This is a genomic window from Bacteroidota bacterium, from assembly GCA_016722565.1.
Taxonomy (GTDB): Bacteria; Bacteroidota; Bacteroidia; order 2-12-FULL-35-15; family 2-12-FULL-35-15; genus 2-12-FULL-35-15.
Genome location: JADKIU010000002.1, coordinates 958,226 through 982,112 on the forward strand (window position 1 = coordinate 958,226; position 23,887 = coordinate 982,112).

19 protein-coding genes and 1 pseudogene are annotated in these 23,887 nt (G+C 35.6%); 17 read left to right on the forward strand and 3 right to left on the reverse strand.

Annotation, left to right across the window (positions count from 1 at the left end; all coding sequences use genetic code 11):
• Nucleotides 1–96 precede the first annotated feature (96 nt).
• Nucleotides 97–1,236, forward strand: coding sequence for an endonuclease/exonuclease/phosphatase family protein (locus IPP64_09730; GenBank protein MBL0329676.1), 1,140 nt, complete (start codon nucleotides 97–99; stop codon nucleotides 1,234–1,236).
• A gap of 16 nt (nucleotides 1,237–1,252) precedes the next feature.
• Here the strand turns inward: IPP64_09730 and IPP64_09735 are convergent, their stop codons facing one another.
• Entirely contained in the window at nucleotides 1,253–2,881 is a 1,629-nt protein-coding gene (locus IPP64_09735) for an ABC transporter substrate-binding protein (GenBank protein ID MBL0329677.1), read from the reverse strand.
• A gap of 233 nt (nucleotides 2,882–3,114) precedes the next feature.
• Here IPP64_09735 and mtaB point away from each other — a divergent pair, with 233 nt between their 5' ends.
• The 8 genes and pseudogenes from mtaB (at nucleotide 3,115) to IPP64_09775 (ending at nucleotide 12,120) form a co-directional block, all read left to right on the forward strand.
• Nucleotides 3,115–4,440 (forward strand): tRNA (N(6)-L-threonylcarbamoyladenosine(37)-C(2))-methylthiotransferase MtaB, encoded by a 1,326-nt coding sequence (gene mtaB, locus IPP64_09740; GenBank protein ID MBL0329678.1) that lies wholly within the window; start codon nucleotides 3,115–3,117, stop codon nucleotides 4,438–4,440.
• A 57-nt stretch (nucleotides 4,441–4,497) separates the two neighbouring features.
• A complete protein-coding gene (locus IPP64_09745; GenBank protein MBL0329679.1) occupies nucleotides 4,498–4,899 on the forward strand; it encodes a hypothetical protein in 402 nt (133 codons plus the stop codon).
• 7 nt (nucleotides 4,900–4,906) lie between these two features.
• On the forward strand, nucleotides 4,907–5,182 hold the full coding sequence (locus IPP64_09750; protein MBL0329680.1) for a hypothetical protein: 276 nt from the start codon (nucleotides 4,907–4,909) through the stop codon (nucleotides 5,180–5,182).
• Between the two features lie 308 nt (nucleotides 5,183–5,490).
• Nucleotides 5,491–8,187, forward strand: a complete 2,697-nt coding sequence (locus IPP64_09755) for a hypothetical protein (protein ID MBL0329681.1) — start codon at nucleotides 5,491–5,493, stop codon at nucleotides 8,185–8,187.
• Nucleotides 8,188–8,207: 20 nt separating this feature from the next.
• The gene (locus IPP64_09760; protein MBL0329682.1) at nucleotides 8,208–9,425 is read left to right on the forward strand and encodes a hypothetical protein; all 1,218 of its coding nucleotides are present in this window, start codon (nucleotides 8,208–8,210) and stop codon (nucleotides 9,423–9,425) included.
• Nucleotides 9,412–9,939, forward strand: a complete 528-nt coding sequence (locus IPP64_09765) for a hypothetical protein (protein ID MBL0329683.1) — start codon at nucleotides 9,412–9,414, stop codon at nucleotides 9,937–9,939. Before IPP64_09760 ends, IPP64_09765 begins: the two co-directional genes overlap by 14 nt.
• Nucleotides 9,940–10,099: 160 nt before the next feature.
• A complete protein-coding gene (locus IPP64_09770) occupies nucleotides 10,100–10,618 on the forward strand; it encodes a DUF1905 domain-containing protein (GenBank protein ID MBL0329684.1) in 519 nt (172 codons plus the stop codon).
• 329 nt (nucleotides 10,619–10,947) lie between these two features.
• A pseudogene (locus tag IPP64_09775) lies at nucleotides 10,948–12,120 on the forward strand (prolipoprotein diacylglyceryl transferase).
• Nucleotides 12,121–12,351: 231 nt separating this feature from the next.
• Here the strand turns inward: IPP64_09775 and IPP64_09780 are convergent.
• Nucleotides 12,352–13,215, reverse strand: a complete 864-nt coding sequence (locus tag IPP64_09780; GenBank protein MBL0329685.1) for a hypothetical protein — start codon at nucleotides 13,213–13,215, stop codon at nucleotides 12,352–12,354.
• Nucleotides 13,216–13,307: 92 nt separating this feature from the next.
• Here IPP64_09780 and IPP64_09785 point away from each other — a divergent pair, with 92 nt between their 5' ends.
• Nucleotides 13,308–14,078 (forward strand): inositol monophosphatase, encoded by a 771-nt coding sequence (locus IPP64_09785; protein MBL0329686.1) that lies wholly within the window; start codon nucleotides 13,308–13,310, stop codon nucleotides 14,076–14,078.
• Between the two features lie 266 nt (nucleotides 14,079–14,344).
• Nucleotides 14,345–15,103, forward strand: a complete 759-nt coding sequence (locus IPP64_09790) for a hypothetical protein (protein ID MBL0329687.1) — start codon at nucleotides 14,345–14,347, stop codon at nucleotides 15,101–15,103.
• On the opposite strand, the gene IPP64_09795 is transcribed toward IPP64_09790, so the two are convergent.
• On the reverse strand, nucleotides 15,104–16,567 hold the full coding sequence (locus tag IPP64_09795) for a sodium:solute symporter (protein ID MBL0329688.1): 1,464 nt from the start codon (nucleotides 16,565–16,567) through the stop codon (nucleotides 15,104–15,106).
• 111 nt (nucleotides 16,568–16,678) lie between these two features.
• On the opposite strand from IPP64_09795, the gene IPP64_09800 reads away from it, so the two are divergent.
• The 6 genes from IPP64_09800 (at nucleotide 16,679) to IPP64_09825 (ending at nucleotide 23,885) form a co-directional block, all read left to right on the forward strand.
• Entirely contained in the window at nucleotides 16,679–17,425 is a 747-nt protein-coding gene (locus IPP64_09800) for a hypothetical protein (GenBank protein MBL0329689.1), read from the forward strand.
• A gap of 3 nt (nucleotides 17,426–17,428) precedes the next feature.
• Nucleotides 17,429–19,315, forward strand: coding sequence for an asparagine synthase (glutamine-hydrolyzing) (gene asnB, locus IPP64_09805; protein ID MBL0329690.1), 1,887 nt, complete (start codon nucleotides 17,429–17,431; stop codon nucleotides 19,313–19,315).
• A complete protein-coding gene (locus IPP64_09810) occupies nucleotides 19,312–20,502 on the forward strand; it encodes a glycosyltransferase (protein ID MBL0329691.1) in 1,191 nt (396 codons plus the stop codon). Before asnB ends, IPP64_09810 begins: the two co-directional genes overlap by 4 nt.
• Nucleotides 20,503–20,650: 148 nt before the next feature.
• Complete coding sequence (locus tag IPP64_09815) at nucleotides 20,651–21,418, forward strand: polysaccharide biosynthesis/export family protein (GenBank protein MBL0329692.1); 768 nt, start codon at nucleotides 20,651–20,653, stop codon at nucleotides 21,416–21,418.
• A gap of 26 nt (nucleotides 21,419–21,444) precedes the next feature.
• Nucleotides 21,445–22,701 (forward strand): hypothetical protein, encoded by a 1,257-nt coding sequence (locus tag IPP64_09820; GenBank protein MBL0329693.1) that lies wholly within the window; start codon nucleotides 21,445–21,447, stop codon nucleotides 22,699–22,701.
• Nucleotides 22,623–23,885 carry a polysaccharide biosynthesis tyrosine autokinase gene (locus IPP64_09825; GenBank protein ID MBL0329694.1) on the forward strand — a complete coding sequence of 421 codons (1,263 nt, stop codon included), beginning with the start codon at nucleotides 22,623–22,625 and terminating at the stop codon, nucleotides 23,883–23,885. The genes IPP64_09820 and IPP64_09825 overlap by 79 nt, the downstream gene beginning before the upstream one ends.
• Nucleotides 23,886–23,887 lie beyond the last annotated feature (2 nt).

A 23,887-nucleotide genomic window follows, 5' to 3' on the forward strand; every position in this document is an offset into this window, starting at 1 on the left:
TCAAGACAAAAAAATGTATCTTTTGCCAGGAATTTCATTATAAAATAAATCCTAAATCCCGATAGCTATCGGGAAGCTTTGATTCGGAATCCGTAAATGGAGGAACAAAAAAAAATACAAGAAGAAAAGAAAAAAAGAAAAGGCAAACGCTATTTCTTTAATCGCATCGCCATGTTCTGCAACCATTTGGCGGTGATCGCTCTTCTTGTCTCCTACGCTGCTCCACATGTTAGTCCGGAAAAATTCTGGCTCATTGCTTTTTTCGGTATCCTTTATCCTATTTTTCTCATCATCAATTTTTTGTTTGTGATTTATTGGGCCTTACAAATAAAAAAACGGGCGCTTTATTCTTTCTTAGTGATAATTGTTGGGTTCTCCAGCTTGCACAGTTATGTTCAACTCACCTTTAATCATACACCCAGCGGTTCTAAAAAGCTAATTACGGTGATGTCGTACAATGTAAAAGTATTCGATTTGTATAACTGGAGCAGTAATGATCAAACACGTAACAATATGTTTGAGTTAATAAATATAGAAGCACCTGGTATTGCTTGCTTTCAGGAATATTATCACCGCGACAGCAGTAAATATGCCAACACAGATTCGCTTTTAAAACATGTTAACTTTAAATATTACCATATTGAATACACCAGTAATATACCACCAAAACAACATTTTGGCATTGCTACATTTAGTAATTATCCCATCCTCCATAAAGGGAAAGTGGATTTCGGATACAAAAGCAACAATGTTTGCATCTATACAGATTTATTAATTGCGAAAGATACGGTACGTGTATACAATATGCATTTACAATCCATTGCCTTTTCAAAAGATGATTATAAATACATTGACGATTTACAGAATGATGTAGAAACGGAAGACATCGAACATTCCAAAAGTATTATCAATCGACTAAAACGCGCTTATATCAAACGCGCTAAACAAGCCGAATTAATTCATGCCAGCATTGCATCCAGCCCGTATCCGGTTATTGTTTGCGGAGATTTTAATGATACACCGGCTTCCTACGCCAAAAACAAAATTGCTACAGATTTAGAGGATGCCTTTGTTGAAAGTGGAAATGGTTTCGGAAGAAGCTATATTGGAAAATTTCCTTCATTTAGAATTGATTATATTCTTCATAGTAAAGAATTTGAATCCTACCATTTCCGAACCATCAAGGAAGAATATTCAGATCACTATCCGATTGTTTGTTATTTGGAGAAGGAATAAGCTCGATTACAATCAACTATTTCGCTGCCTTCTTCTTCACCTTCTTCAACGAAAGTAAATTCATCGAATTGGAGGTCAACCCCGAAATATTATTCTGCACTAAACGTACTACTTGATCGTAGTACAAAGGAACAACAGGTGCATTGTCAATTAACAACTGATCCATTTGTTGGTAATAATCATAACGGATAGAATCGTTTAATTCGGATTGTGAGCGTTCATACAACAAATCAAATTGTGGGTTTTTATAGTGGGTGTAGTTAAAGCCTTTCGGACTCCAATTTTTACTATAGAAGAGAGATAAAAAATTCTCCTCATCGGGATAATCACAAACCCACGACTTGCGGAAGAAATTCAATTTAGAATTTGCAATCGCATCACCTAACACAGTTGATTTTTGTACGTCAATACGAATGTTGATTCCAAACTCTGCCAATTGTGATTGAATGTATTCTGCTAACTCTAAATATTGCTCGGTGGTAGAAAGAGTAATGTCCGGCAATCCTTTTCCATCAGGGAAGCCGGCAAGAAACAACAACTCTTTTACTTTATCCGGATTGTAATCGTATCCTTTAACTTTCGAACTGTTAAAAGAAGGTAATCCAGGAGGAATAAAACCTGCAGTTGCTGGAGTTCCTAAATTTTTGCGCAAATACATCACCATCTTTTTCCGGTCGAAACCATAATTTATTGCTTGTCGGATTGCTTTAATTTTTAATGGCGACTTTTTAAATTGAGGAAGATTTTCATCAATCAAGAAACCCAAATAATCTGTTTTTAAATACGGTTGGGTTTGCATTTTAAAGGCGGTCTTATATTTCTCTTTCAACTCCCCTTCTACTGTAAATACTTCATCCGTGTTTATTGCATCAATTCCGGAAACCATATCAATAGAGCCTTCTAAAAATTCTAAGAATGAAGTTTCTTTATCTTTTATGAACGAAATAGAAACCGCATCCAAATAAGGCAAACGTTTACCATTTTCAAATTCAAAATAATTTTCATTTTTAACAAAAACCAATTTAGAACCTTCGTTCCACATTTTAAATTTAAACGGGCCGGTTCCTACAGGGTTTCTTCTAAAGTCTTCGCCATAGCGTTCCACAACTTCCTGCGGAATCACCGAAAAATATTTCATGGTTAAGATTCCCAAAAATGGTGTAAAAGGTTTATCCAAATGAATAATGAAAGTGGAATCGTTTGGAGCTTCGAAGGGCCTGCGATCGTTCACATAGGTCAACAAAGTGGTTGCTTTCGAAACTTTTGGGTCTTGCAATCGAGTGAAGCTGTACACAAAATCTTTAGCCACCACTTTTCTGCCTTTTCCGTTTTCAAAATATTCGTTATCGTGGAAAGTGACATCCGTATGCAAATGAAAAACATAGGTCATTCCATCATTTAAAATTTCCCAGGATTTTGCAATGGAAGGATGAATTTTTAGCGCATCGTCCATCTCCACCAATCCATTGTACAATTGATTTACTGCCAGAATATTCTCAAAATTATAGGCGGAAGCGGGATCCAACGAACTCACCCCGGCCATATCATTGTATTTGAACACAGTTCTTGTATCTGTTTTTTTCTCATCTGACGAGCAAGACACAGCAAAAACAAACAAGGATAGATACAAAAGTGGCTTTTTCATAATTTTTAGTTATTCAAGAGGTGACGATACATCGATGGTATTTTATCACAGTTCAAGTTTAAGAAAACCTTTTGCGTAAAAACGGGACAGCGCTTGGCACTTATTAACAGTTTTTTGAACAAATGAGCGATTCGCTATCTGCATGAAAAAACAACCTCTTTCGTTCAACCAGCTTATAAAACGAAGGCAAAATCTCCATTTTATTGGTATTATTAGTAACTTCGCGTTCTTAAATGAAAAAAGTCGCATTTCATACATTGGGTTGTAAACTCAACTTTTCGGAAACGAGTACCATTGCTCGTTTATTCGAAGAGCAGGGTTATCAAAAGGTTGATTTTAAGCAACCTAGCGATGTCTACGTAATTAATACATGCTCCGTTACAGCAAATGCCGACAAAGAATGCAAACAAATCGTAAAATCGGCATTGAGCATTTCTCCTGAGGCGTATGTGGTGGTAGTGGGTTGTTATGCACAACTTAAACCAGAAGAAATTTCCAATATTGAAGGGGTTGATTTGGTTTTGGGTGCGTCCGAAAAATTCAAATTATTAAATTACCTGACCGATTTAACCAAAAAATCGAAAGCAGAAATATACAGTTGTGAAATTGAAGAGGCCAACTTTTTTGTTGACTCCTACTCTTTTGGCGACCGAACCCGTGTATTTTTAAAAGTACAAGACGGTTGTGATTACAATTGTTCATTTTGTACGATTCCACTTGCGCGTGGGAACAGCAGAAGTGATAGTATTGCAAATGCGGTTAAAAACGCAAACGATATTGCCAAACAAGATGTGAAGGAGATTGTATTAACAGGCGTAAATCTTGGCGATTTTGGGAATAATGCATCAAAAGAAGGTAACCGCAAACAGGAAACATTTTTAGATTTGGTTCAAGAATTGGACAAAGTAGAAGGAATTGAACGTTTCAGAATCTCCTCCATTGAGCCCAACTTATTAAAAGACGAAACCATCGAATTTGTTTCAAAGTCTAAACGCTTTGTTCCTCATTTCCATATTCCATTGCAATCGGGAAGCAATAAAATGCTCAAAGCGATGCGTAGAAGATACTTGCGGGAACTGTATAATGATCGCGTAACAAAGATAAAAGCATTGATGCCACACTGCTGCATAGGTGTGGATGTAATTGTGGGTTTTCCGGGCGAAACCGATGAAGACTTTTTAGATACCTACAATTTCTTAAACGAATTGCCGATTTCTTATCTGCATGTATTTACGTATTCTGAACGAGACAATACGGATGCAATTCACTTACCCAACGTTGTTCCGGTTGCTATCCGCAAAAAACGAAACAAAATGTTGCGCATTTTATCTGCAAAAAAACTTCGCTATTTTTATGAGCAACATTTAGGTCAAACACGCACTGTTTTATTTGAATCCGATAATAAAGATGGCTTTATGCATGGTTTTACCGACAACTATGTAAAAGTAAAAATACCCTACAATACTGACTTCATCAATCAACTCAAAAAAGTTGAATTAAAAGAATTGGATGCAGACGGTTCTGTTTTAGTGACTATGTCGGAATTAACATTCGCCTAATCTTTTCCTTTTATTTATACTTTTTAGTTTAAATTTGCTTTTATCAATTAAACGAAATTGAAAGAATCAATTACCATACTTCATCATCTTGATCTGAAAACCGCTGAAGTCCGTTTTAGGAGTGATGGCATCGTTAACTTGCATATTAAATCTAACCAAACACTTACTGGTGAAGATACAAAAGCCATGGTAGCATATATTGGTAAAGTGGGTAATGGTCAAAAACTTCTTCTTTTAATTACCACAGGTGAATACAGTTTGGCGGACAAAGACGCGAGAGAATTTGGGGCAAGCAAAGCAGGTAATGAATACACCTTAGCAGCTGCAATTGTAGTAAAAAGTTTAGCTCAAAAATTAATAGGGAATGCCTATATTAAAGTAAACAAACCAATTGCTCCAAATGCACTTTTTACTGTCGAACAAAAAGCAATAGAATGGTTAAAAACATTTATGAAATAATAATCACATGAGCGAAAAAACGATTATAAAATCAATTAATAATGCTTCTTCGATCGTTTCATTGCGTAGTGATGGCATTATCCAAATTGAAATAAAAGCGAACAATACACTGCAATTAATTGACGGAAAACAAATGGTGAATGCTTTTGCTGAGCTCGGTGGTGGTAAAAAATTCCCACTCCTTTTTATTGCAGGCGATTTTGCGTTGGCAAGTCCGGACGCCCGAAAATACGCTTCCGGTGCTGAAGCGAACCAATATACCTTAGCAAGTGTTTTGTTGTAAAAAATAGCGTTCAAAAACTTATGGGAAATGCCTACATCACATTCAACAAACCCATTACACCAACAAAAATTATGACCAGCGAAGTTGAAGCTGTAAAATGGCTAAAAACATTTTTATAGAATTTATTATAATCATTTTTTGTCAAAAATCAAGTCTCTGTTAAAACTTTTAAAAACTTTAATTTTTTTAACACAAAACCCTCCTACCCCCTTATTTTAAAGGAATTGTTATTAACAGCGATTTCACATCACAAATAGCCCAAGGCATTAAAGTATATTTGAGCATAAATCTTATAATCCTATAAAAAGATGCTTACTCGAATCTCTTTAATCAATTCCAAAGGTTACGGCAAAGCCGAAATGAAACTCGACAATTGTGATTCTATCCAATTGGTTGGACCCAACAACATTGGTAAGTCAACGCTGATTTATGCGTTAAACTTCCTGTTTGTGGTTGACGGACAGAAAATGTCGTTCAGTGGACAGCGTAAAGGTGATAAAGAAACCATTCATCACTACTTCCCTACCCACAACAAGAGTTTCTTGATTTTCGAAATCAATAAAATGGGTTACTACTGTATTTTGGTTAAACGAAATACAGATGGTGAATTGGAATACTATAAAATCGAAAGCGATTACAATGAAGATTTCTTCTTTGAAATGGAAGGAACGCATCAACGTTTATTAAGCTTTGACGAAGTAATCGAAAACTTAAACAAACGCGGTGTTATGCACAGCAAGTTTGCAACTAAATCTGATGTATTTAACGCTGTTTACCACCGTGGAACAAAAAACAATGCGGTTGTTTGGCTAGAAGACACTGTAAAAGCAGACGGATTAAGCAACAACTTCTCGAAAGTATACCGCTACTTAATTAACTCTAAATTAATCACCAACAAAACATTAAAAGAATCGTTGATTATTGCGGATAACCGCGAAAATGAAGGATTAAACTTTTCTCAGAAAAACAAAAAAGACATTACCGATTTACTTCGCATCAACGAAGAAATTAAAAGCATCAAAGCGGTTCGTACCGACTTCCTTGATTTCCGTGAATTGGTGAAAGTTCACAATTCAAAAACAACCATCGTGAGTGAATTGCTGTATGCATTCAACACGGCCTACACTGCTGCAATTCCTGAATTGGAAATCTCTTCAGTTGAACGCGGAAGACATATTGCAGCTATCCACAATGAGATTAACGAAATTCTAAAACCGAAAGAATTAAACTTCGCTTCTTACATCGGTGAAAAAAATGCTGAAATCAAAAACAAAACCACTTACTTGAACGAAAAGCAAGTGGAATTGCATGAAATCAACAAATATGAAACCATCGAATTCTTGAAAGAATCCATGAAAAATTTGGATCAAGAACGTAAAGAAATAGAAAACAGAATCACGACCATTGAAAGTCAAAAGCTTTCGAGCAAACATTTAGAGTTCCGTCTAGAAAAAGTGAACGATAAAATTGCATCTGTTGAAAATCAAATCAACAACTACAACAACTTATTGATTCATAAAATTTCGGATGACGAAAAAACGAAACAATTACTGAATGCTATCCTTTCGGAGCAGGTATTGAGTTTACCAAGCAAACAAATCAAAAAACAAATCAAAAAAGTTTCTGATAAACTGATGAACATTTTTGATGGTGAAATTGACATTTCAAAAGGCTTGGAGTTAACTGAATTCCGATCAGTAAAAGAATTAAAAGACGAATTAAAAGTTTTACTTGCTGAGAAAAAACAAACTGAAGAGCTTCTAAAAACTGTTGTTGACAAAGAAAAAACTGATTTTAAATTAAAAAGTATTCTTGGTGAACTTGAGGTGATCAAGGAAAAAATCAAGGGCATTGAAACTAAACCACAACTAGAAAGAGCAATCAAAGGCATTGTGGATGAAATCAAAGGTTTCAATGAAGAGAAAAAAGAATTGGAAGTACAATTAAATGATTTGGTAAAAGAAATTGCTTCTAAACAAATCATGTTGGATAAATTGAATGAGGAAAAACGCAACCTTGAACTTCGTGTGAAAGAATTGAAAGACCGCAAAATGGAAATGGAATCCATTGAAGTGGAACCGCGTGAGTATGAAACCAACGACAATTTAGATTACATCTATTCAAAAATTCAAATCCACCAAAAAGATCGTCACGACATCAAAGCAAACAAAGACGTGGCATTTGAAGGATTGAAATACCGATTGAGAAGTAGCATCGCTGACGAAATCGAATTCATCAATTTTGTGGAAGAGGAAATTGCTTGTTTAAGCGATAAAGAAAGAAGTATTGATGGCTTGTTATCAAGTATTTCAACTCAATTTGCAAACCCAGCATTTACATTATTGAAACGTTACGAAGAGTTCAAACAATTCGTATACGACAAGTTCAATACGAAATTGGCAACAACTCGTATCTCTAACATCGAATCCCTGAAAATTGATTTGATTGACAACGAGCGCATCATGGGTGAGTTGAAAGCAATTAGCTCTATTCAGGAATTTAATGGACAAATGAGTTTTGATTTTGATCAATCAGAAAACTTAAAAATCCTAAACACCTATTTAGATACAGGTAAAAAAGTTCATTTTGATGAATTGTTCAACATCGAATTGTTGTTGGAAATCAAAGGAACAGAAAAACGTGTGGATTTGGCTAACCAAGTTGAATCGGATGGAACAGACAGAATGATTCGTTTGGTAATCATCATGGCAATCATCAACCGTTTGGCAATTACTGACGAACAAAACAAGATTACCTTATTTATTGATGAGGTTGCAACGATAGATAAACAAAACCGTCCGGAGCTTGTGAAATTCTGTAATGCGCACAACTTTATTCCAATTTTTGCTGCACCGGATGCAGTAGAAGGATTCAACAAATACTATTTCATCTACCCTTCAAAAGGAAAAATCAATATCAACGAAAAACAAAATGCGGTGATCGTTGAAAGAAATGGTGTTGTAGAAAAAGTTGTAGGCAAAAAGAACTTAAAGAACTTAAACTAAGCAATTAATAGTTTTATAAAATGAAGGCAGAACCAAAAACCATACTCCGCTTTTTATTGGAACATTACGATGTGATTGCTGAATTGTTTGAAACACAATCAAAAGAAGGCATCATAAAGTATGAAGTATTGAATCAATTGGTAGCGAAACACGAGAGTGACATTCGCCCGCAATTGATTGAATACAAGATTTTGAGTCCGGTAAACGACAACTACGAAATTCGTACTGTATATTACAACTTGATTGAGTTCGTGTTGAGCGAGTTCAAACCAATGTTGCCGGAAACAATTGAAAAGTATCATACTTCTATTGCTGAACTGTTCCGCAAAATCAGAGAAAACATCAATGGCGACAAAGTAACGTTGAGCCAACGCTTGAACGACTTAGCTATTGAGGTTCGATCGTTCTACGAAATGGTGGAACGTAACACTCAAAGTTTATTGCAGGAAACACGCGAGTTAAAAGCGAACGTTAAGAAAATTGATTACCGAGAAAAAATTGTTCGTGCTTCTCGCTGGATTGACGAATACATTATTCCGTTGAACAAAATTTTGGACATCAACCATTCCACTTCTGTTGCAAACAAGTTGTATGAGATTTCAGAATATTCAAATAAATATCGTTTGAATTTTGATGATGAGAATGCTCGTATTCAGTTCGAAAAGCTTTATTTTCAATTAATCCAAGTGAATGATAATTTATTACGTCAATCTAAAATTTTGACAAATGAATTATTACCATTGATTGAACGTATCAGAACCGAGTCGATTATTTTAACAGGCTGGATTACCTATTTAAAAAATCCATACAAACGCAAAGCACCGCGATTACTTAAACGTAAAGAAATTTCTGTTTATTCAAAAGATACATTTTACAATGCTTCTGAGATTTTTGAGCAATTCAAAAACGAAACCGATGTTTATTTTGAAGACGAAGAAAATGAATCAGAAAAATGGATTTTTGACAAAGAACATTATACAAAGAAATTAAAAGACAATTTACCTGTCCACAACTTCTTTAACTGGTGCAACAAAACATTAAAAGAAGATTATAAAAAAGTAGAGATTGAAAAATTCTTCGCTTTGACCACATTAGCTTTTGATGAAGACATTGAGCGTGAATATGGCGCAAAACCAGAATTTGACAAAATCAAAATTAACGACTTAACATTAACAGTTCCGAAAGTAACTATCAATCAACAACCTCTAATAATCGATACACAAGATGGAATTTCCTAACCACCACCGCCAAATCGTAGAAGATCTTATGTCGGGCAAATTTATGTTGCCAAACGAACGTACGTATCAAACTGTAAAAGATAACGAACAATCGTATACGTACTTCTTCAAAGCGTCATTCAACTATGAATTGCGTTTAACACAAGATTACGCATATCTGGTTTCAGAAGAGTCTGCAGAGATGTTGTCGCGTGATATCTGTATTTTCATTTCTTTGTTGAGTTATGAATTGGACAGAGATGGCAAAAACTTCTTGGAAAGAATTCAATTTTCGGAATTTGAAATGGAAGAAATCGAAAACTATTTCACAAACTCCTCTTACATTGATTTAATTTTATCGAACAAACAGCTGAAAGATGCTGATTCTCGTAAGAATTTCATCAACACGCTCAACAGAAGAAACATCATCGAAAAAACAGGTGATAATCGTTTTGTATTTACATCTGCTCATAAATTCTTTATGGATTTTGCAACAGACATTGTGAAATACGAAAATGCTGAGAAAGAAGAATAGGTAGAAATAACTAACAAAAACGAATATACGAATCTAAGTGTAAGGATAATTCTTAGCAGAATCCATTCCCCTCTAGAGAGGGGCCAGGGGTGTGTAGAGAATCATAATCTCAAAACAAATTATAATTAGGGGCAATTTGCCCCTTTTTTTCTAAACAAAAATGGCTAAGAAAAAAGCTGCTGAAATAACTTATAAAAGCAAAATCTACAAGCTCGAATACCTTGTAGGCATGCATTACTTTGAAGTACCTCCTGATATTATCGACCAACTTGGTGGTAAATTCAAAATGCGATTATTGTGCACAATCAATGGTAAACTTACTTTTCAAGGTGGGTTGGTTGCTTTAGGAAATGGAAGCGGTTATATCAGCATTAATATGTCGCGCTTGAAAAAATTAGGCTTGAAGTTCAAAGATGAAGTAACCGTTTCTTTAAAAAAAGACGATAGCGAATATGGCATGACATTATCCGATGAGCTGAAAGAACTTTTAGAACAAGATGAAGAAGGCATGAGACGATTTAAAATGCTTACTCCCGGGAAGCAACGTTACATTATCCATTATGTCAACACCGTTAAAAACTCCCAACTGCGCATCGACAGAGCCATTCTGCTTATCACCAACCTCAAAAAAACGAAAGAAGGCAAGGAATCCTTCAGAGCTATGCTCGGATTGGAGTGAGGAGTTATAAGTTATAAGTTATGAGTTATGAGTTATGAGTTGTTAGTTGTGAGTTGTGAGTTGTGAGTTGTTAGTTGTTAGTTGTTAGTTGTTAGTTGTTGTTGTTGTTGTTGTTGTTGGTTGTTAGTTGTTGGTTGTTAGTTGTTGGTTGTTAGTTGTTGGTTGTTAGTTGTTGGTTGTTAGTTGTTGGTTAAAGCAATCGAGTCCAGAGCTAATTGTCTTATTTATTGATCATTTTATATTATTAACGAAAACGCAGCTTGTTTGAGTCCATATTCGTAAATTGCAGCATTATTTCACAACTTATAAATCATCACTCATAACCATATATGTATCCATCCCTCTATTACGCATTTAAAGATTTATTCGGACTCGATTGGCCAGGTTTAAAAATGGTTCAAATGTTCGGTTTTTTTGTTGCTATCGCGTTTTTAGTCGCTGCTTATTTCTGGACCCAAGAACTAAAACGTAAAGAGTCTGAAGGCTTATTAAAACCAACAACAAAAAAGGTGTTGAAAGGTGAAAAATCAACCACTTCCGAATTGTTTTTTCAGGATTACTCGGCTTTCTAATCGGTTACAAACTTCTTTTCGTTGCTTTAAATTTTTCAGCTTTTACAGAAGATACCTAGGGCTTTACTTTCTACCAAAGGAAATTTTATCGGGGGAATACTTTTCGCTATTGGTTCCGTTTATCTTAAATACCGCGAAAAAGAAAAAACGAAATTAGATAAACCCAGATGGGAAGAAGAACAGATGCATCCGCATCAGCATGTGGGGAACATGACATTAATTGCTGCATTTGCAGGGTTGCTGGGAGCTAAAATTTTTCACAACCTCGAAAACTGGAGTACATTTGTTGCTGATCCAATGGGCGCATTGCTCTCTTTTGACGGCTTAACAATGTATGGAGGATTGATTTTGGCATCCATCGCCTTAATCTGGTATGGAAAGAAAAACGGTATCCCTACACCACACTTAATTGATTCTTCCGCTCCATCCATTATGGTTGGTTATGCTGTTGGACGAATTGGTTGTCACATGGCTGGTGATGGCGATTGGGGAATTGGAAACTTAAACCCAAAACCAAGCTGGTTAAGTTGGGCGCCAGACTGGGTTTGGAGTTATGATTATCCTCACAACGTGGTAAATGATGGTGTTGAAATTTTAAATTGTACAACCGATAAATATTGTAACCACTTAGTTCCAGCTGTTTACCCTACTCCATTTTATGAAACATTGATGTGTTTGTTTTTATTTGCAATTTTATGGAGCATCCGTAAACGTATTAAAACCCCTGGTGTATTGTTTTCGATTTACTTAATATTTAATGGGATAGAACGTTTCTTTATCGAAAAAATTCGCGTGAATACCTTGTATGATGTGAACGGATTTAAGTTTACTCAAGCCGAATTAATTTCAACCATTCTTTTTATTGTAGGAATTATCGGTATATTTTATTTCAAAAAGTTGGAGAAGAAATCTCAGATTATTGGCTCTTAACTAAAACAATGAGAAAAGTATTTTTATCTCTGGTTTTTTCTTTGAAAGCTGAGGGGGCGGTCTTAGTTTGGTTCAGGTTCAGAAAAAATTGATAGAAATTTAATGGATTGGAATAAGGCAAGCCAAATCTTGGCGACAACTTTTTGCTTGTAGAGATGTTCTTGGCGGTTTTGTGAAAGGGGGGCCCTGTTCGATTCAAGTGGTATTCATAAACGAAGGAGATAATACGATCTATTCTGTATCCTTCTCGTAAGTTCGCTCGGTGATGTTTTGCCCGTCTTTGTAAAAATACAATCCTCCCCAGGTATATTCCTCCTTTTTGTATTCATACTCTTCATTGTTGATTGTTACCATGATGATGGTAATTTTCAAACGATCTTTCTGAATAATCTTCTCTACTTTATTTTTAGTTGCGGGCTTATAGTCTACCACAGGTTGCGCAACCACCGGTTTTGGCTTTGGTGGCTCGGGCGTTACCTCCGGCTGTTTTACAACAACGGGTTCAGGATTACTCGGTGGTAAAGTCTGAACAACTGGTTTTGGTGGTTCAGGCTTTGGATTGGGTGTTGGCTCCTTAGGTTTTGGTTTTGCATTCTCCTTATCCTTCTTTTGCGCTTCAGTAGCCGTTTGCGTATAATCTTTGTCGAAATCAAAATCCCCAACCATTCCACTGTATTTAATACGGCCGACAGGTTGTGAATAAGTAACTACTTTATCTTCCGGTTGCATTTCCAATCCAACATCCGCCACAAATTTTGCAAAATCTTCATTTTCTCTTCCGTTGGGAACCACCGTATTGATAATGACCTGCTTTGTAATGTGTCCGGGTTTTGTAAATGTAAAAAGGAAATCAGACCCCAATTCTAAATCAATATAGTATTTCCCCTTGCTAGGATCAATAATTCTATAAGGTTTTCCATCGCGGGTAATCGTTATCAACGAATTCTCTAATCCACCTTGTTGAACTGAAAACTTCAGCTTAACGCTAAAGGTTGGTTCTTGAGCAAACGAAACAATAGAAAAACACATCAGCACAAGGCCAATATAAAACCGAGCTCTCCAGGGAGAACTTGTGATGATGGGGGTGTTTTTCATAATCTGTATCAAAATTAATCAAATAAAAGCAGTGGTTAAACGTATAATCGATAGTGTTTTAAACGTAACTTTGTGAATAAACTATACATTTTATGCCTCCTAACTTACAAACACTCTGCCAAGAAGTATGCGCTTTATCAAAAGAAGTGGGCATTTTTATCAAATCGGAGCGCAATAAGTTCTCTTCCGATAAAATTGAAATCAAAGGAAAAAACGACCTTGTTTCCTACGTAGATAAAACTTCTGAAAAGCTGATTGTAGAAAAACTATCTCAATTATTGCCTGAATCGGGATTTATTGCTGAAGAAGGCACTTCTTCTAAAAAAGGTGAACAGTACAATTGGGTGATCGACCCGTTGGATGGGACAACTAACTTTATCCATGGCATTCCTTGTTATGCGATCAGCATTGCATTAATGCGAAATAATGAGTTGGTGATGGGCGTTGTTTACGAAATCAACTTTGACGAATGTTTTTATGCCTGGGAAGGCAGCAAAGCGTATCTCAATGGCAACGAAATTCACGTTTCTGCTACTTCAAAACTGGCTGATTCGCTGCTCGCCACAGGCTTTCCCTATTACGATTACAACCGCATGGACGAATACATGGAGGTATTTAAACATTTTATGAAAAACACCCATGGACTGCGCAGATTAGGTTCTGCTGCTACCGATTTAGCCTACGTAGCTTGTGGTCGATTTGAAGGATTTTATGAATACAGCTTACAACCATGGGATGTTGCCGCTGGTGCATTTATTGTGCAACAAGCCGGTGGAAAAGTAACCGATTTTAAAGGCGAAGAAAATTATATCTTTGGAAGAGAAATTGTAGCCGGAAATGCGGCTTGTTTTGATGAATTTTAGACGTAGTAAAGCATTACTTTAAATAACAATGACCGAAAAACAAAAACCAAAAAATGCCTGGGAGTTCGTTAAAGTGTATTTTCCCGATGTATGGCAATATGTAATCGTGATTATCGTCATGATATTGGCTGCCATTTTTATTTTATAAATTACAGACCACCAACCTCTGCGTATCTTTTTATCAATTCAAGCATTATCAGTTAAACTATAAACTTGATAAAATGAAATCAAAGATTCACAAAATCCTTAAATTAAATTTTAAGAATATGAGTAAAAAATTACTGCTCCTACTCTTCCTCTTTCAAATAGGATTTCTAAATGCTGAAACAAAAATTATTCATGTTTTTGTCGCCTTGTGTGATAATGACAGTCAGGGTATAGTTCCTGTTCCAAAAAAAATTGGAAATGGAAATGATCCTGATAATAATTTGTACTGGGGCTGCGGTTACGGAGTTCGAACCTTTTTTAAAAATGCTGCTGAATGGAAATTGGTTTCCAAACGAAAAGCAGTCTCCCCAATTATTCTAGAGCGTTGTATTTTTAAACACATTACACAAGATGCTTACATTATAGCGGATGGTTACAAAGGCGATAAAATAAAAACCTGTAACGAAAATTTCTTTAATTCTGCTTCCGGAAATGTAACTGACACCATTATGGTGAAAGGGAAAGTCCTAAACTTTAATGCTGCACAACTTGTCTGCTATGTTGGTCATGATGGTTTAATGGATTTCACTTTAGATACCTATCCAACAAAAAAGGGAAGTGATAAAAAAGATGTCATCATCTTAGCGTGTGCAAGTAAAAGTTATTACAAAGAAGGAATTAAAGCAGCTGGCGCAAATCCATTGTTGTGGACAACCAACTTAATGTGTCCGGAAGCCTACACCTTAAAAGCGGCTATTGATGGGTGGTTAAATAATGAAACAGGGACACAGATTCACCTGAGAGCTGCAGAAGCATACAATCAATATCTGAAATGTGGCATGAAAGGCGCGAAGAATTTATTTGCAACAGGATTTTAATTATCTCTTCTTTATCAGCCACAATCCGATAAAAGTGATTAATCCATTCAGGATAATCATTTCAAATCCGAATTTATAACCGTTGAATAATTCTTTTGAAAACGTATTTAAGGTGTAACAAATTACAGGCGAAAGGATACAGATGAAAGGAACCCACTTATCTTTCACTTGCAACTTTGTAAATAATCCAAATGCGTATAATCCGAGCAATGGCCCATACGTATATCCTGCCCAGGTGAATAATTCTGTAATAACTGCATCATCATTAATTAGCTTGAAGATAATAATCACGACAAACAAAATACTGGCAAAAGCGATGTGAACGCGGTGACGAATTTTTGTTTTTTCTTCTTCGGTTTTGGATGTATCTTCTTTTAAGCCTAAAAAATCCAAACAAAAAACACTCGTTAAAGCGGTTAATGCACCATCTGCACTTGGATAAGCAGCAGAGATTAAACCCAGAATAAAGAAAATGCCGCTTACCGTTCCGAAATGATGTAGCGCAATTGTTGGAAAAACATTATCCGAAATAATCTTCCCTTTCTCATTCATCATCAATGGGACACTTTCCTGATGAGCATAGATGTACAACAAAGCACCTAAAACCAAAAACAAAATATTTACAATTAATAAAATTCCGCTAAAGGTTAAAACGTTTTTCTGTGCATCTCCCAAGGTTTTACAGCTGATATTTTTTTGCATCATCTCCTGATCTAATCCTGTCATGGCAATGGCGATGGACATTCCACCAAAAAATTGTTTCGGAAAAAACGATTTTGCTTGCCAATCGTCAAAAAACGTTTTTGAATATTCACTTTCAGAAATGCGATGAACCATATCCGAAACACTTAGATTCAAATCCTGCATGATGAAAACAATCGATAATACAACCGATACAATCATGAATGTCGTTTGCAACGTATCCGTATAAACAATTGTTTTCACACCACCTTGATAGGTGTATAACAAAATCAACAGCATAAATACGGCAACAGTAACAAAAAAGGGCACGCCCATGTCGTCAAATACAAATTCTTGCAATACGTTCACAACGATGTACATTCGAAAAGCTGCACCTACCACTCTTGAGAAAATAAAAAAGAAGGCTCCAGTTTTATAAGAGGAATTGCCAAACCGACCTTTTAAATAGCTGTAAATGGAGGTTAAATTCAACCGGTAATATAAAGGTAACAATACATAGGCAATCACAACATAACCAACCAGATAGCCCAATACTACTTGCAAATAGCCGAATTGAGACGTTCCAACAGCGCCCGGAACGGAGATAAACGTCACTCCTGAAAGGGAGGCACCAATCATTCCATAGGCAACCAAATACCATTTTGAGGAACGATTACCAACATAATAACTTTCGTTGTTTGCTCCTTTGGATGTCCACCAAGTAACATAAAACAGTAATAGTGAATAGGCTAATACACAAATTAAGATGAGTGATGATGACATTTTACCTGGAATTATTAAAAATTAGTTCTATAACAAAGAAAAAGGAATAAAGCCCTACTTCCACCTCATTCATTTTTTGTATATTAACAAAGTTTTTCACATAACGAACCAATGAACTCAAGGCGTTTATTTTTAGCATCCACCCTACTGCTGCTTGCAGTTGTATCTCCGCTTTTAAACTCCTCCTTCAAAAATGCAACAAACGATAGCAATGGATTAACTGTTGAAAAATTAAAAACCAAATCCGGCTATACTTATACCCTGTTTCATCAAAATAATTTAAAACTGGATATTACGTTAAAGCGCCCTGACAAAAAGGATCAAACTGTTTTACTTTGTATTGCCGGTGCCTTTACGAATTTACAAAACTTAAGTGTTGACGGCCTTTATATTGAAAAAGGGATGGTGGTAAACAAAGATAAAATCAATCATTCCATTGGAGGTGCGCTGAAAATCATCAATGGCGTAAGTGAAATATTTCCAACAAACAAAGGAGCACTATTAACCGATGCGTATATCAAGAGTCTTGTTGCACAAAAAGGTTCGTTATTTCAACAAATTCAATTGATTGAAAAAGGTGTAGGAGCGAAATACAAAGATGTAAAACTCTTTCAAAGAAGAGCAATCGTAAAACTCAAAGGAAACAAAACTGCAATTATTGAATCGTATGAGCATATTACACTTTCAGCCTTTACTAAAGATTTAGTTGAATTGGGAGCGCTTGATGCATTGTACACAGATATGGGTGCTTGGGACGAAGGATGGTATAAAACCTCAGAAAATACTGTAGTTACTATAGGAAGAATGAAAACACAAACCGACAAACAATGTAATTGGGTGGTGTTTAAAACAAAATAAAGTATGTGTGGAATAACGGGAATAGTAGCATTCAATGAGAAAGGGAAAACCTACTTGAACAAAGTAAGTGCGGCCACCTACTCATTGTTGAAGCGTGGACCAGATGGAGAAGGATTGTACTTCGATAAAAATGTGGCATTGGGTCACAGACGACTATCAATTATTGACACCTCCAATGCTGCGGCACAACCCTTTACGGATGAATCAAAAAGATATACCATCGTTTTTAACGGAGAGATATTCAATTACAAACAACTGCGTTTGCAGCTTGAGAGCAAAGGAATAAAATTCAAATCCAACAGTGATACAGAAGTATTGTTACAACTCTATATCTCCGACAAAGAAAAATGTTTGGAGCAATTGGATGGAGAATTTGCCTTTGCAATTTATGATTCAAGTTCGGAGAAACTCTTTTTAGCGCGCGACCGATTTGGAATAAAACCGTTGTACTATTACAAAGATGAAAATCGATTTGTTTTCGGGTCAGAACTCAAAGCGTTAATGGCGTTTGAAATACCAAAAGTAATTGACAAAACATCCTTACAACTCTACTTTCATCTAAACTATATTCCAAGCCCCTATTCCATTTTTGAGCATGTAAAAAAACTGAAAGCCGGCACATTTTTAGATTTAGATTCGACAGGAAAAATTGAAGAAAAAAAATATTATTCCATTCCATACACAAGTGAATTGAAGAATATTCCTTCCTACGAATCTGCTCAAAAAACATTTAAACATTTGTTAGAATCATCTGTTCAACAACGCATGATTGCAGATGTGCCTTTGGGAACATTTTTGAGTGGTGGAATTGATTCATCTATTATTACAGCTATTGCAGCACAAAACACACAACATTTAAATTCATTTTCGATTGGTTTTAAAGATGAACCACTTTTTGATGAAACTTCGTTTGCAATTTTACTTGCTAAAAAGTACAAAACCAATCATACTGTTTTTGAATTAAGCAATGCCGATTTGTTTGCAAACCTTCAAGAATTACTGGATTACACAGATGAACCATTTGCTGATTCTTCAGCGTTAGCCGTGAACATTTTGAGCATGCATACCAAAAAGCATGTTACCGTAGCGCTTTCTGGAGATGGAGCAGATGAGCTTTTTGCAGGGTACAACAAACATGCGGCCGAACTCAAAGCGCGGAAAGGCGGATTAAAAGCTACGCTTGTAAAATCATCCCATTCACTTTTAAAACAACTTCCAAAATCGCGGAACAGCAAAACAGGAAACAAAATTCGACAACTTGAAAAATTTGCTGAAGGAATGAAAATGAGTCCGCAGGAACGCTACTGGCAATGGGCCAAATGGTCAGGCTATACAGCAGATCAACTATTTTCAAAAAAATATAATCAAGCGATTTCAGATACGGATTACGAAAAAAGAAAATCATCTATCCTGAATTCTATTTCTGCTGATTACAATTCGGTATTACTCACCGACATGCAATTGGTTTTAGAAAATGACATGCTTGTAAAAGTGGATCGCATGAGCATGGCCAGAAGCTTGGAGGTTCGCGTTCCCTTTTTAGACCATCATTTGGTTAATTTTGCTTTTTCTCTTCCGGTTGACTATAAAATTGATGGTACAACACGTAAAAAAATTGTGAGAGACACGTTTAAGGACCTACTTCCTCCTGAACTATTGTTGCGAAGGAAACAAGGCTTTGAAGTACCTCTTTTAAAATGGTTTAAAACGGATTTAAAATCAATGATTACAAATGAATTATTAGAAGATAAATTCATTGAAGAACAAGGAATATTTAATGGCGAAGAAATAAAAAGATTAAAAATGCAATTATTCTCAAACAATCCGAATGATGCTGTAGAAAAAGTATGGGCATTGATTGTATTTCAATATTGGTGGAAAAAAATATGACAAAAGTATTACGCATTATCAACCGGTTTAATCTAGGTGGCCCTACCTACAATGTGGCGTATCTAAGTAAATACATGTCGAATGAATTTGAAACACTTTTAGTAGGTGGTGCAAAAGACGACACAGAAGAAAGCTCCGATTTTATTGTCAACAACTTAGGACTCAAACCAATTATTGTTGAGGAGATGTTGCGCGAAATTGACCTCAAAAATGATTACACCGCCTACAAAAAAATAAAAAAAATTATTGAAGAGTTCAAACCCGATATTGTTCATACGCATGCTTCTAAAGCAGGAACACTAGGCCGACTGGCAGCTTCTTCCAGCGGTGTGCCTATTATCATTCATACATTTCATGGACATGTATTTCATTCCTATTTTGGAAAATTAAAAACATTGTTTTATAAAACTATTGAACGTTATCTTGCAAAAAAATCAACCGTTATCATTGCAATTAGCGAGATACAAAAACAAGAATTGGTAGAGGTTCATAAAATTTGCAGAGCCGATAAAGTGAAAGTTATTCCTTTAGGATTTGATCTTTCAAAATTTCAAGAGCGCTTGACTGAAAAGAGAGATACGTTTCGCAAACAATACAATCTGGATGAAGATGAAATTGCCATATCAATTATCGGTCGACTTGTTCCGATAAAAAATCATTCACTTTTTTTAGAAGCAGTAGAAATTGTTTCAGAACAAACATCTAAAAAATTACGTGCATTTATTATTGGTGATGGAGAAGAACGTAAAGGAATTGAAGCAAAAGCAACTGAGCTTGGAATTTCATTTGTAGACGGAACCACCTCCAACAAAAAGGCACTATTAACCTTCACCTCTTGGATTAAGGAAATTGACATAGCCCTTGCCGGGAGCGATATTATTACATTAACCTCCTTCAATGAAGGGACACCGGTAAGTTTGATAGAGGCTCAAGCATCAAATAAACCTATTGTTACCACAAATGTGGGTGGTATTGAAAATGTGGTGATTCCGAATGAAACTGCATTCTTATGTGAAAACAATAATTTGCCTCAATTTTCGGAAGCCTTATTAAAACTCATTGAAAATGAATCCATTCGAGCAAATATGTCGCAAAAAGGGTGGGTTCATGTCAAAGAAAAATTTCATTATACGCGCTTGGTAAGCGATATGGAGACTTTATATAAATCCTTAACAAAAAAAAGCTAATCTCCCATAAAACTGGCTATTAAGAGTCCTCTCTAGATATATTCTCCAACAAAAACAAGCCATTCACCGCAAAATTCTTTTAAAATTGAAAGTCAGTCGGGGTTTCGTAATATTTTTTAACTTTGTATGTTAAAATACTTAAGACTATATGCGTAAACTGCTCTATTTGTTTGGATTATCGTTATTTTTCACCAGTTGTGGATGGATAAATCCCAGCATCATGCTGAAAACCGGAAAAGATTACAAATACGCCCAAAATCCTGATTCAACAAAAGCTTTAGACTATAAAATATCTGCAAATGACATTTTGGAATTTAGCATGTATTCAAATGATGGTTTTAAATTGGTGGATTTAACCTCTTTAAATTCAGCCAATATGGGATATCGCTTTGAGTCTAATATTCAGTATTTGGTTGAATCGGATGGTAGTGCAAAATTGCCTGTTTTAGGAAGGATAAAACTAAGTGGTTATACCATTAGAGAGGCTGAAACATTGCTTGAGGAAAAATATGCTAGTTTTTATGTTCGTCCATATGTGATTATGTCCGTTTCAAATAAACGAGTAATTGTATTTCCGGGCAGTGCAGGAGATGCCAAGGTTATTCCATTAGTGAATAACAACACCACTTTGATTGAAGCGTTGGCGCTTGCTGGAGGTATTGCAGACGATGGAAAGGCCAGAATGGTTAAACTTATTCGTGAAACACCGGATAAAAAGCACGATGTTTTCTTAATTGATTTATCTCAGATTGAAGGGATTAAACAAGGGACGATGGTGCTCCAAGCCAACGACATTATTTATGTTGAACCTAGAAAAAAATATGCAAGCCGCTTCATCCAGGAAGCTGCACCAATCGTGAGCATCCTTACCAGCATATTCATTCTTATAACCTACACACAGCGAATTTCTAATTAGTTCGTTCAAAATATTATTTGAAGTAAATGCTACAGGAAGATATCTCCAAAACAAACGATAATTTTGAACGTTACAAAGAACGTATTTCGAATTTCAGTGGTGAATTCGAATTGGGACTATTTTTATACATCTCCAGAAAAAGTCTAGTTTGGATTGCAATGTTTTTTATTTTGGCTTTTACTGCAGCCAAATTATACCTGCGCTACACAGCTCCATTATACCAAGCATCTAGCATTATTCAGGTTCAAACAAACAATCAAGCCAATCAATTATTAAACATTGATAACCTGAGTACTCAAGAAAACTCAAATGGGTTAGCAGAAGCCGTAGAGTTATTGCGTTCAAAAGTTTTTGTTAAAAGAGTATTATCCAAACTTCCACTTGAAGTAGGGTATTATTCAGAAGGGACGCTTTTAAACAACGAGCTTTATACAGGCAGTCCGTTTAATGTTGAAGTCAGAAGAAAAGACAACGCGATTGTTGGGACTAAAATATATATTGATTTTAATAGCAGTAGCAGAGGCGTTGTAAACTTCTCGGTAGATGGTCAATCCTACTCAGAAAATTACACAACTGATAAATGGTTGCATTTCCCTCAGTTCGACCTACGCGTTTTTATTACCAATTATCCGGAAATTCAAAAACAGCAAAACACGAACAAAGAAAATGTTTATTATTTTACGGTAAATGATACGAATGCGCTTGTAAATAAATATTACCCGTTTTTAGAAGTGAAACTTTTAAATGAAGATGCCAAAACCATTTCTATTTCATTTAAAGACTTTAACTCACAAAAAGCCGCGGACATTGTTTCATCGATGACAGAAGAGTACACCAACTTTGATTTGGAAAGAAAAGGAGAAAGTTCAAAAAGTGTTATCCGATTTATTGATGTGCAGTTGGATGCGGTATACGAACAATTAAAAAGCTCTGAAAATTCCATACAAGATTTCAAGAAAGTAAACAACGTAACGGAAGACATAGATGTAAAAAACACCAATACTACTCGACTAAACGGATTAGAAGATCAGATTATTAATCTTGAGTTGGAAGAAAACGTACTAAATAAAATTGGAGTTGAAATTAACAATTCGAAAGCCATTGACTCCTACAGCTTATTGGCAATGTTGGCGGGCACAGAAACTGAAGCTAACATTAGCAAGTCCGTATCAGAATTACACCGACTATTAATTCAAAAGAAGAAATGCTTTATGAAGTTACGCCAGGTAGCGAAGCCATTAAAGCAATCGATTTTCAGATTGATATTCAGAAAAAATTATTAAAAGAAAGTATTAAATCCGTTCGTGCGAATATTGCATTGCGAAAAAACGAACTTCAGAAAAAAGCCGATTTATTTGCAGGTACATTTAAACTTCCTGTGAATGAAGTTGAGTATGCACGCCTTCAGCGATTATTTAACATCAACGAAAAGTATTACACCCTTTTGTTGGAAAAAAGAACAGAGTTCTCCATCTCAAAAGCAGGTTTTGTTTCACAAAATGTGATTCTCGAAAAAGCAGAAGTTCCTACCAGCCCGGTTTCACCCAATTCAAAAATTACATACATCGCCTATTTACTTGTAGCCGGACTTTTAGGTCTGTTTTTAATTTTATTCCGCTACTTATCACACAACCAGATTAATTCTTTAAATGAAATTAGTAAATACACCAATTCATCCATCAGCATTTTAGGTATCGTACCAAAATGTAAACAAGACATTCCTGTTTCTCAATTGCTAGTTGATAAAAGCCCTAAATCATTGATAGCAGAAGCGTTTCGTTCAATCAGAACCAACTTGCAATTTATTTCAAATGAACCGGGACCTAAAACCATTGCTTTAACATCTACCATTTCAGGTGAAGGAAAAACATTTGTTGCAATCAACCTTGCCGGAATCATTGCCTTTTCAGGAAAAAAAGTGGTCATCATCGATTTGGATATGCGGAAACCGAAAATTCATATTGGATTTAATGCACAAAACACAAAAGGGATGAGCACCTTGCTAATAGGGAAAGGTGAAATTGAAGAAGCAATTCAAAAAAGTAGTTTAGAAAATCTGGATTTTATTACAGCCGGACCTATTCCTCCTAACCCATCTGAATTAATCATCAGCGACAAAATGGATGAAATTCTCAGCCATCTTAAAACAATTTATGACGTAATCATTATAGACAATCCGCCTGTTGGTTTAGTAAGTGATGGTATCTCCATGATTCAAAAAGCGGATTACCCTATTTATATCTTCAGAGCAGAATATTCTAAGAGAAATTTCATTCAAAATGTTGATCGTTTGTTTAACGAAGCAAATATCAAACGCTTATCTGTTATATTAAATGGTGTGGACATTGAACGAAAAAGCTATGGATATAACTATGGATATGGTTATGGATATGGATACGGATATGGTTATGGATATTACGATGAAGGAACTAAGTCCAGTGTAAAAAAGTCGTTTTTTAAAAAATAATC

Coding starts and splice junctions, on each gene's coding strand:
- IPP64_09755 (MBL0329681.1), top strand. CDS start 5,491: ATGCTTACTCGAATCTCTTTAATCAATTCCAAAGGTTACGGCAAAGCC.
- IPP64_09820 (MBL0329693.1), top strand. CDS start 21,445: ATGCTACAGGAAGATATCTCCAAAACAAACGATAATTTTGAACGTTAC.
- IPP64_09825 (MBL0329694.1), top strand. CDS start 22,623: ATGCTTTATGAAGTTACGCCAGGTAGCGAAGCCATTAAAGCAATCGAT.
- asnB (MBL0329690.1), top strand. CDS start 17,429: ATGTGTGGAATAACGGGAATAGTAGCATTCAATGAGAAAGGGAAAACC.
- IPP64_09735 (MBL0329677.1), bottom strand. CDS start 2,881: ATGAAAAAGCCACTTTTGTATCTATCCTTGTTTGTTTTTGCTGTGTCT.
- IPP64_09810 (MBL0329691.1), top strand. CDS start 19,312: ATGACAAAAGTATTACGCATTATCAACCGGTTTAATCTAGGTGGCCCT.
- IPP64_09795 (MBL0329688.1), bottom strand. CDS start 16,567: ATGTCATCATCACTCATCTTAATTTGTGTATTAGCCTATTCACTATTA.
- IPP64_09790 (MBL0329687.1), top strand. CDS start 14,345: ATGAGTAAAAAATTACTGCTCCTACTCTTCCTCTTTCAAATAGGATTT.
- IPP64_09770 (MBL0329684.1), top strand. CDS start 10,100: ATGGCTAAGAAAAAAGCTGCTGAAATAACTTATAAAAGCAAAATCTAC.
- IPP64_09815 (MBL0329692.1), top strand. CDS start 20,651: ATGCGTAAACTGCTCTATTTGTTTGGATTATCGTTATTTTTCACCAGT.
- IPP64_09785 (MBL0329686.1), top strand. CDS start 13,308: ATGCCTCCTAACTTACAAACACTCTGCCAAGAAGTATGCGCTTTATCA.
- IPP64_09730 (MBL0329676.1), top strand. CDS start 97: ATGGAGGAACAAAAAAAAATACAAGAAGAAAAGAAAAAAAGAAAAGGC.
- IPP64_09800 (MBL0329689.1), top strand. CDS start 16,679: ATGAACTCAAGGCGTTTATTTTTAGCATCCACCCTACTGCTGCTTGCA.
- IPP64_09750 (MBL0329680.1), top strand. CDS start 4,907: ATGAGCGAAAAAACGATTATAAAATCAATTAATAATGCTTCTTCGATC.
- IPP64_09780 (MBL0329685.1), bottom strand. CDS start 13,215: ATGAAAAACACCCCCATCATCACAAGTTCTCCCTGGAGAGCTCGGTTT.
- mtaB (MBL0329678.1), top strand. CDS start 3,115: ATGAAAAAAGTCGCATTTCATACATTGGGTTGTAAACTCAACTTTTCG.
- IPP64_09765 (MBL0329683.1), top strand. CDS start 9,412: ATGGAATTTCCTAACCACCACCGCCAAATCGTAGAAGATCTTATGTCG.
- IPP64_09760 (MBL0329682.1), top strand. CDS start 8,208: ATGAAGGCAGAACCAAAAACCATACTCCGCTTTTTATTGGAACATTAC.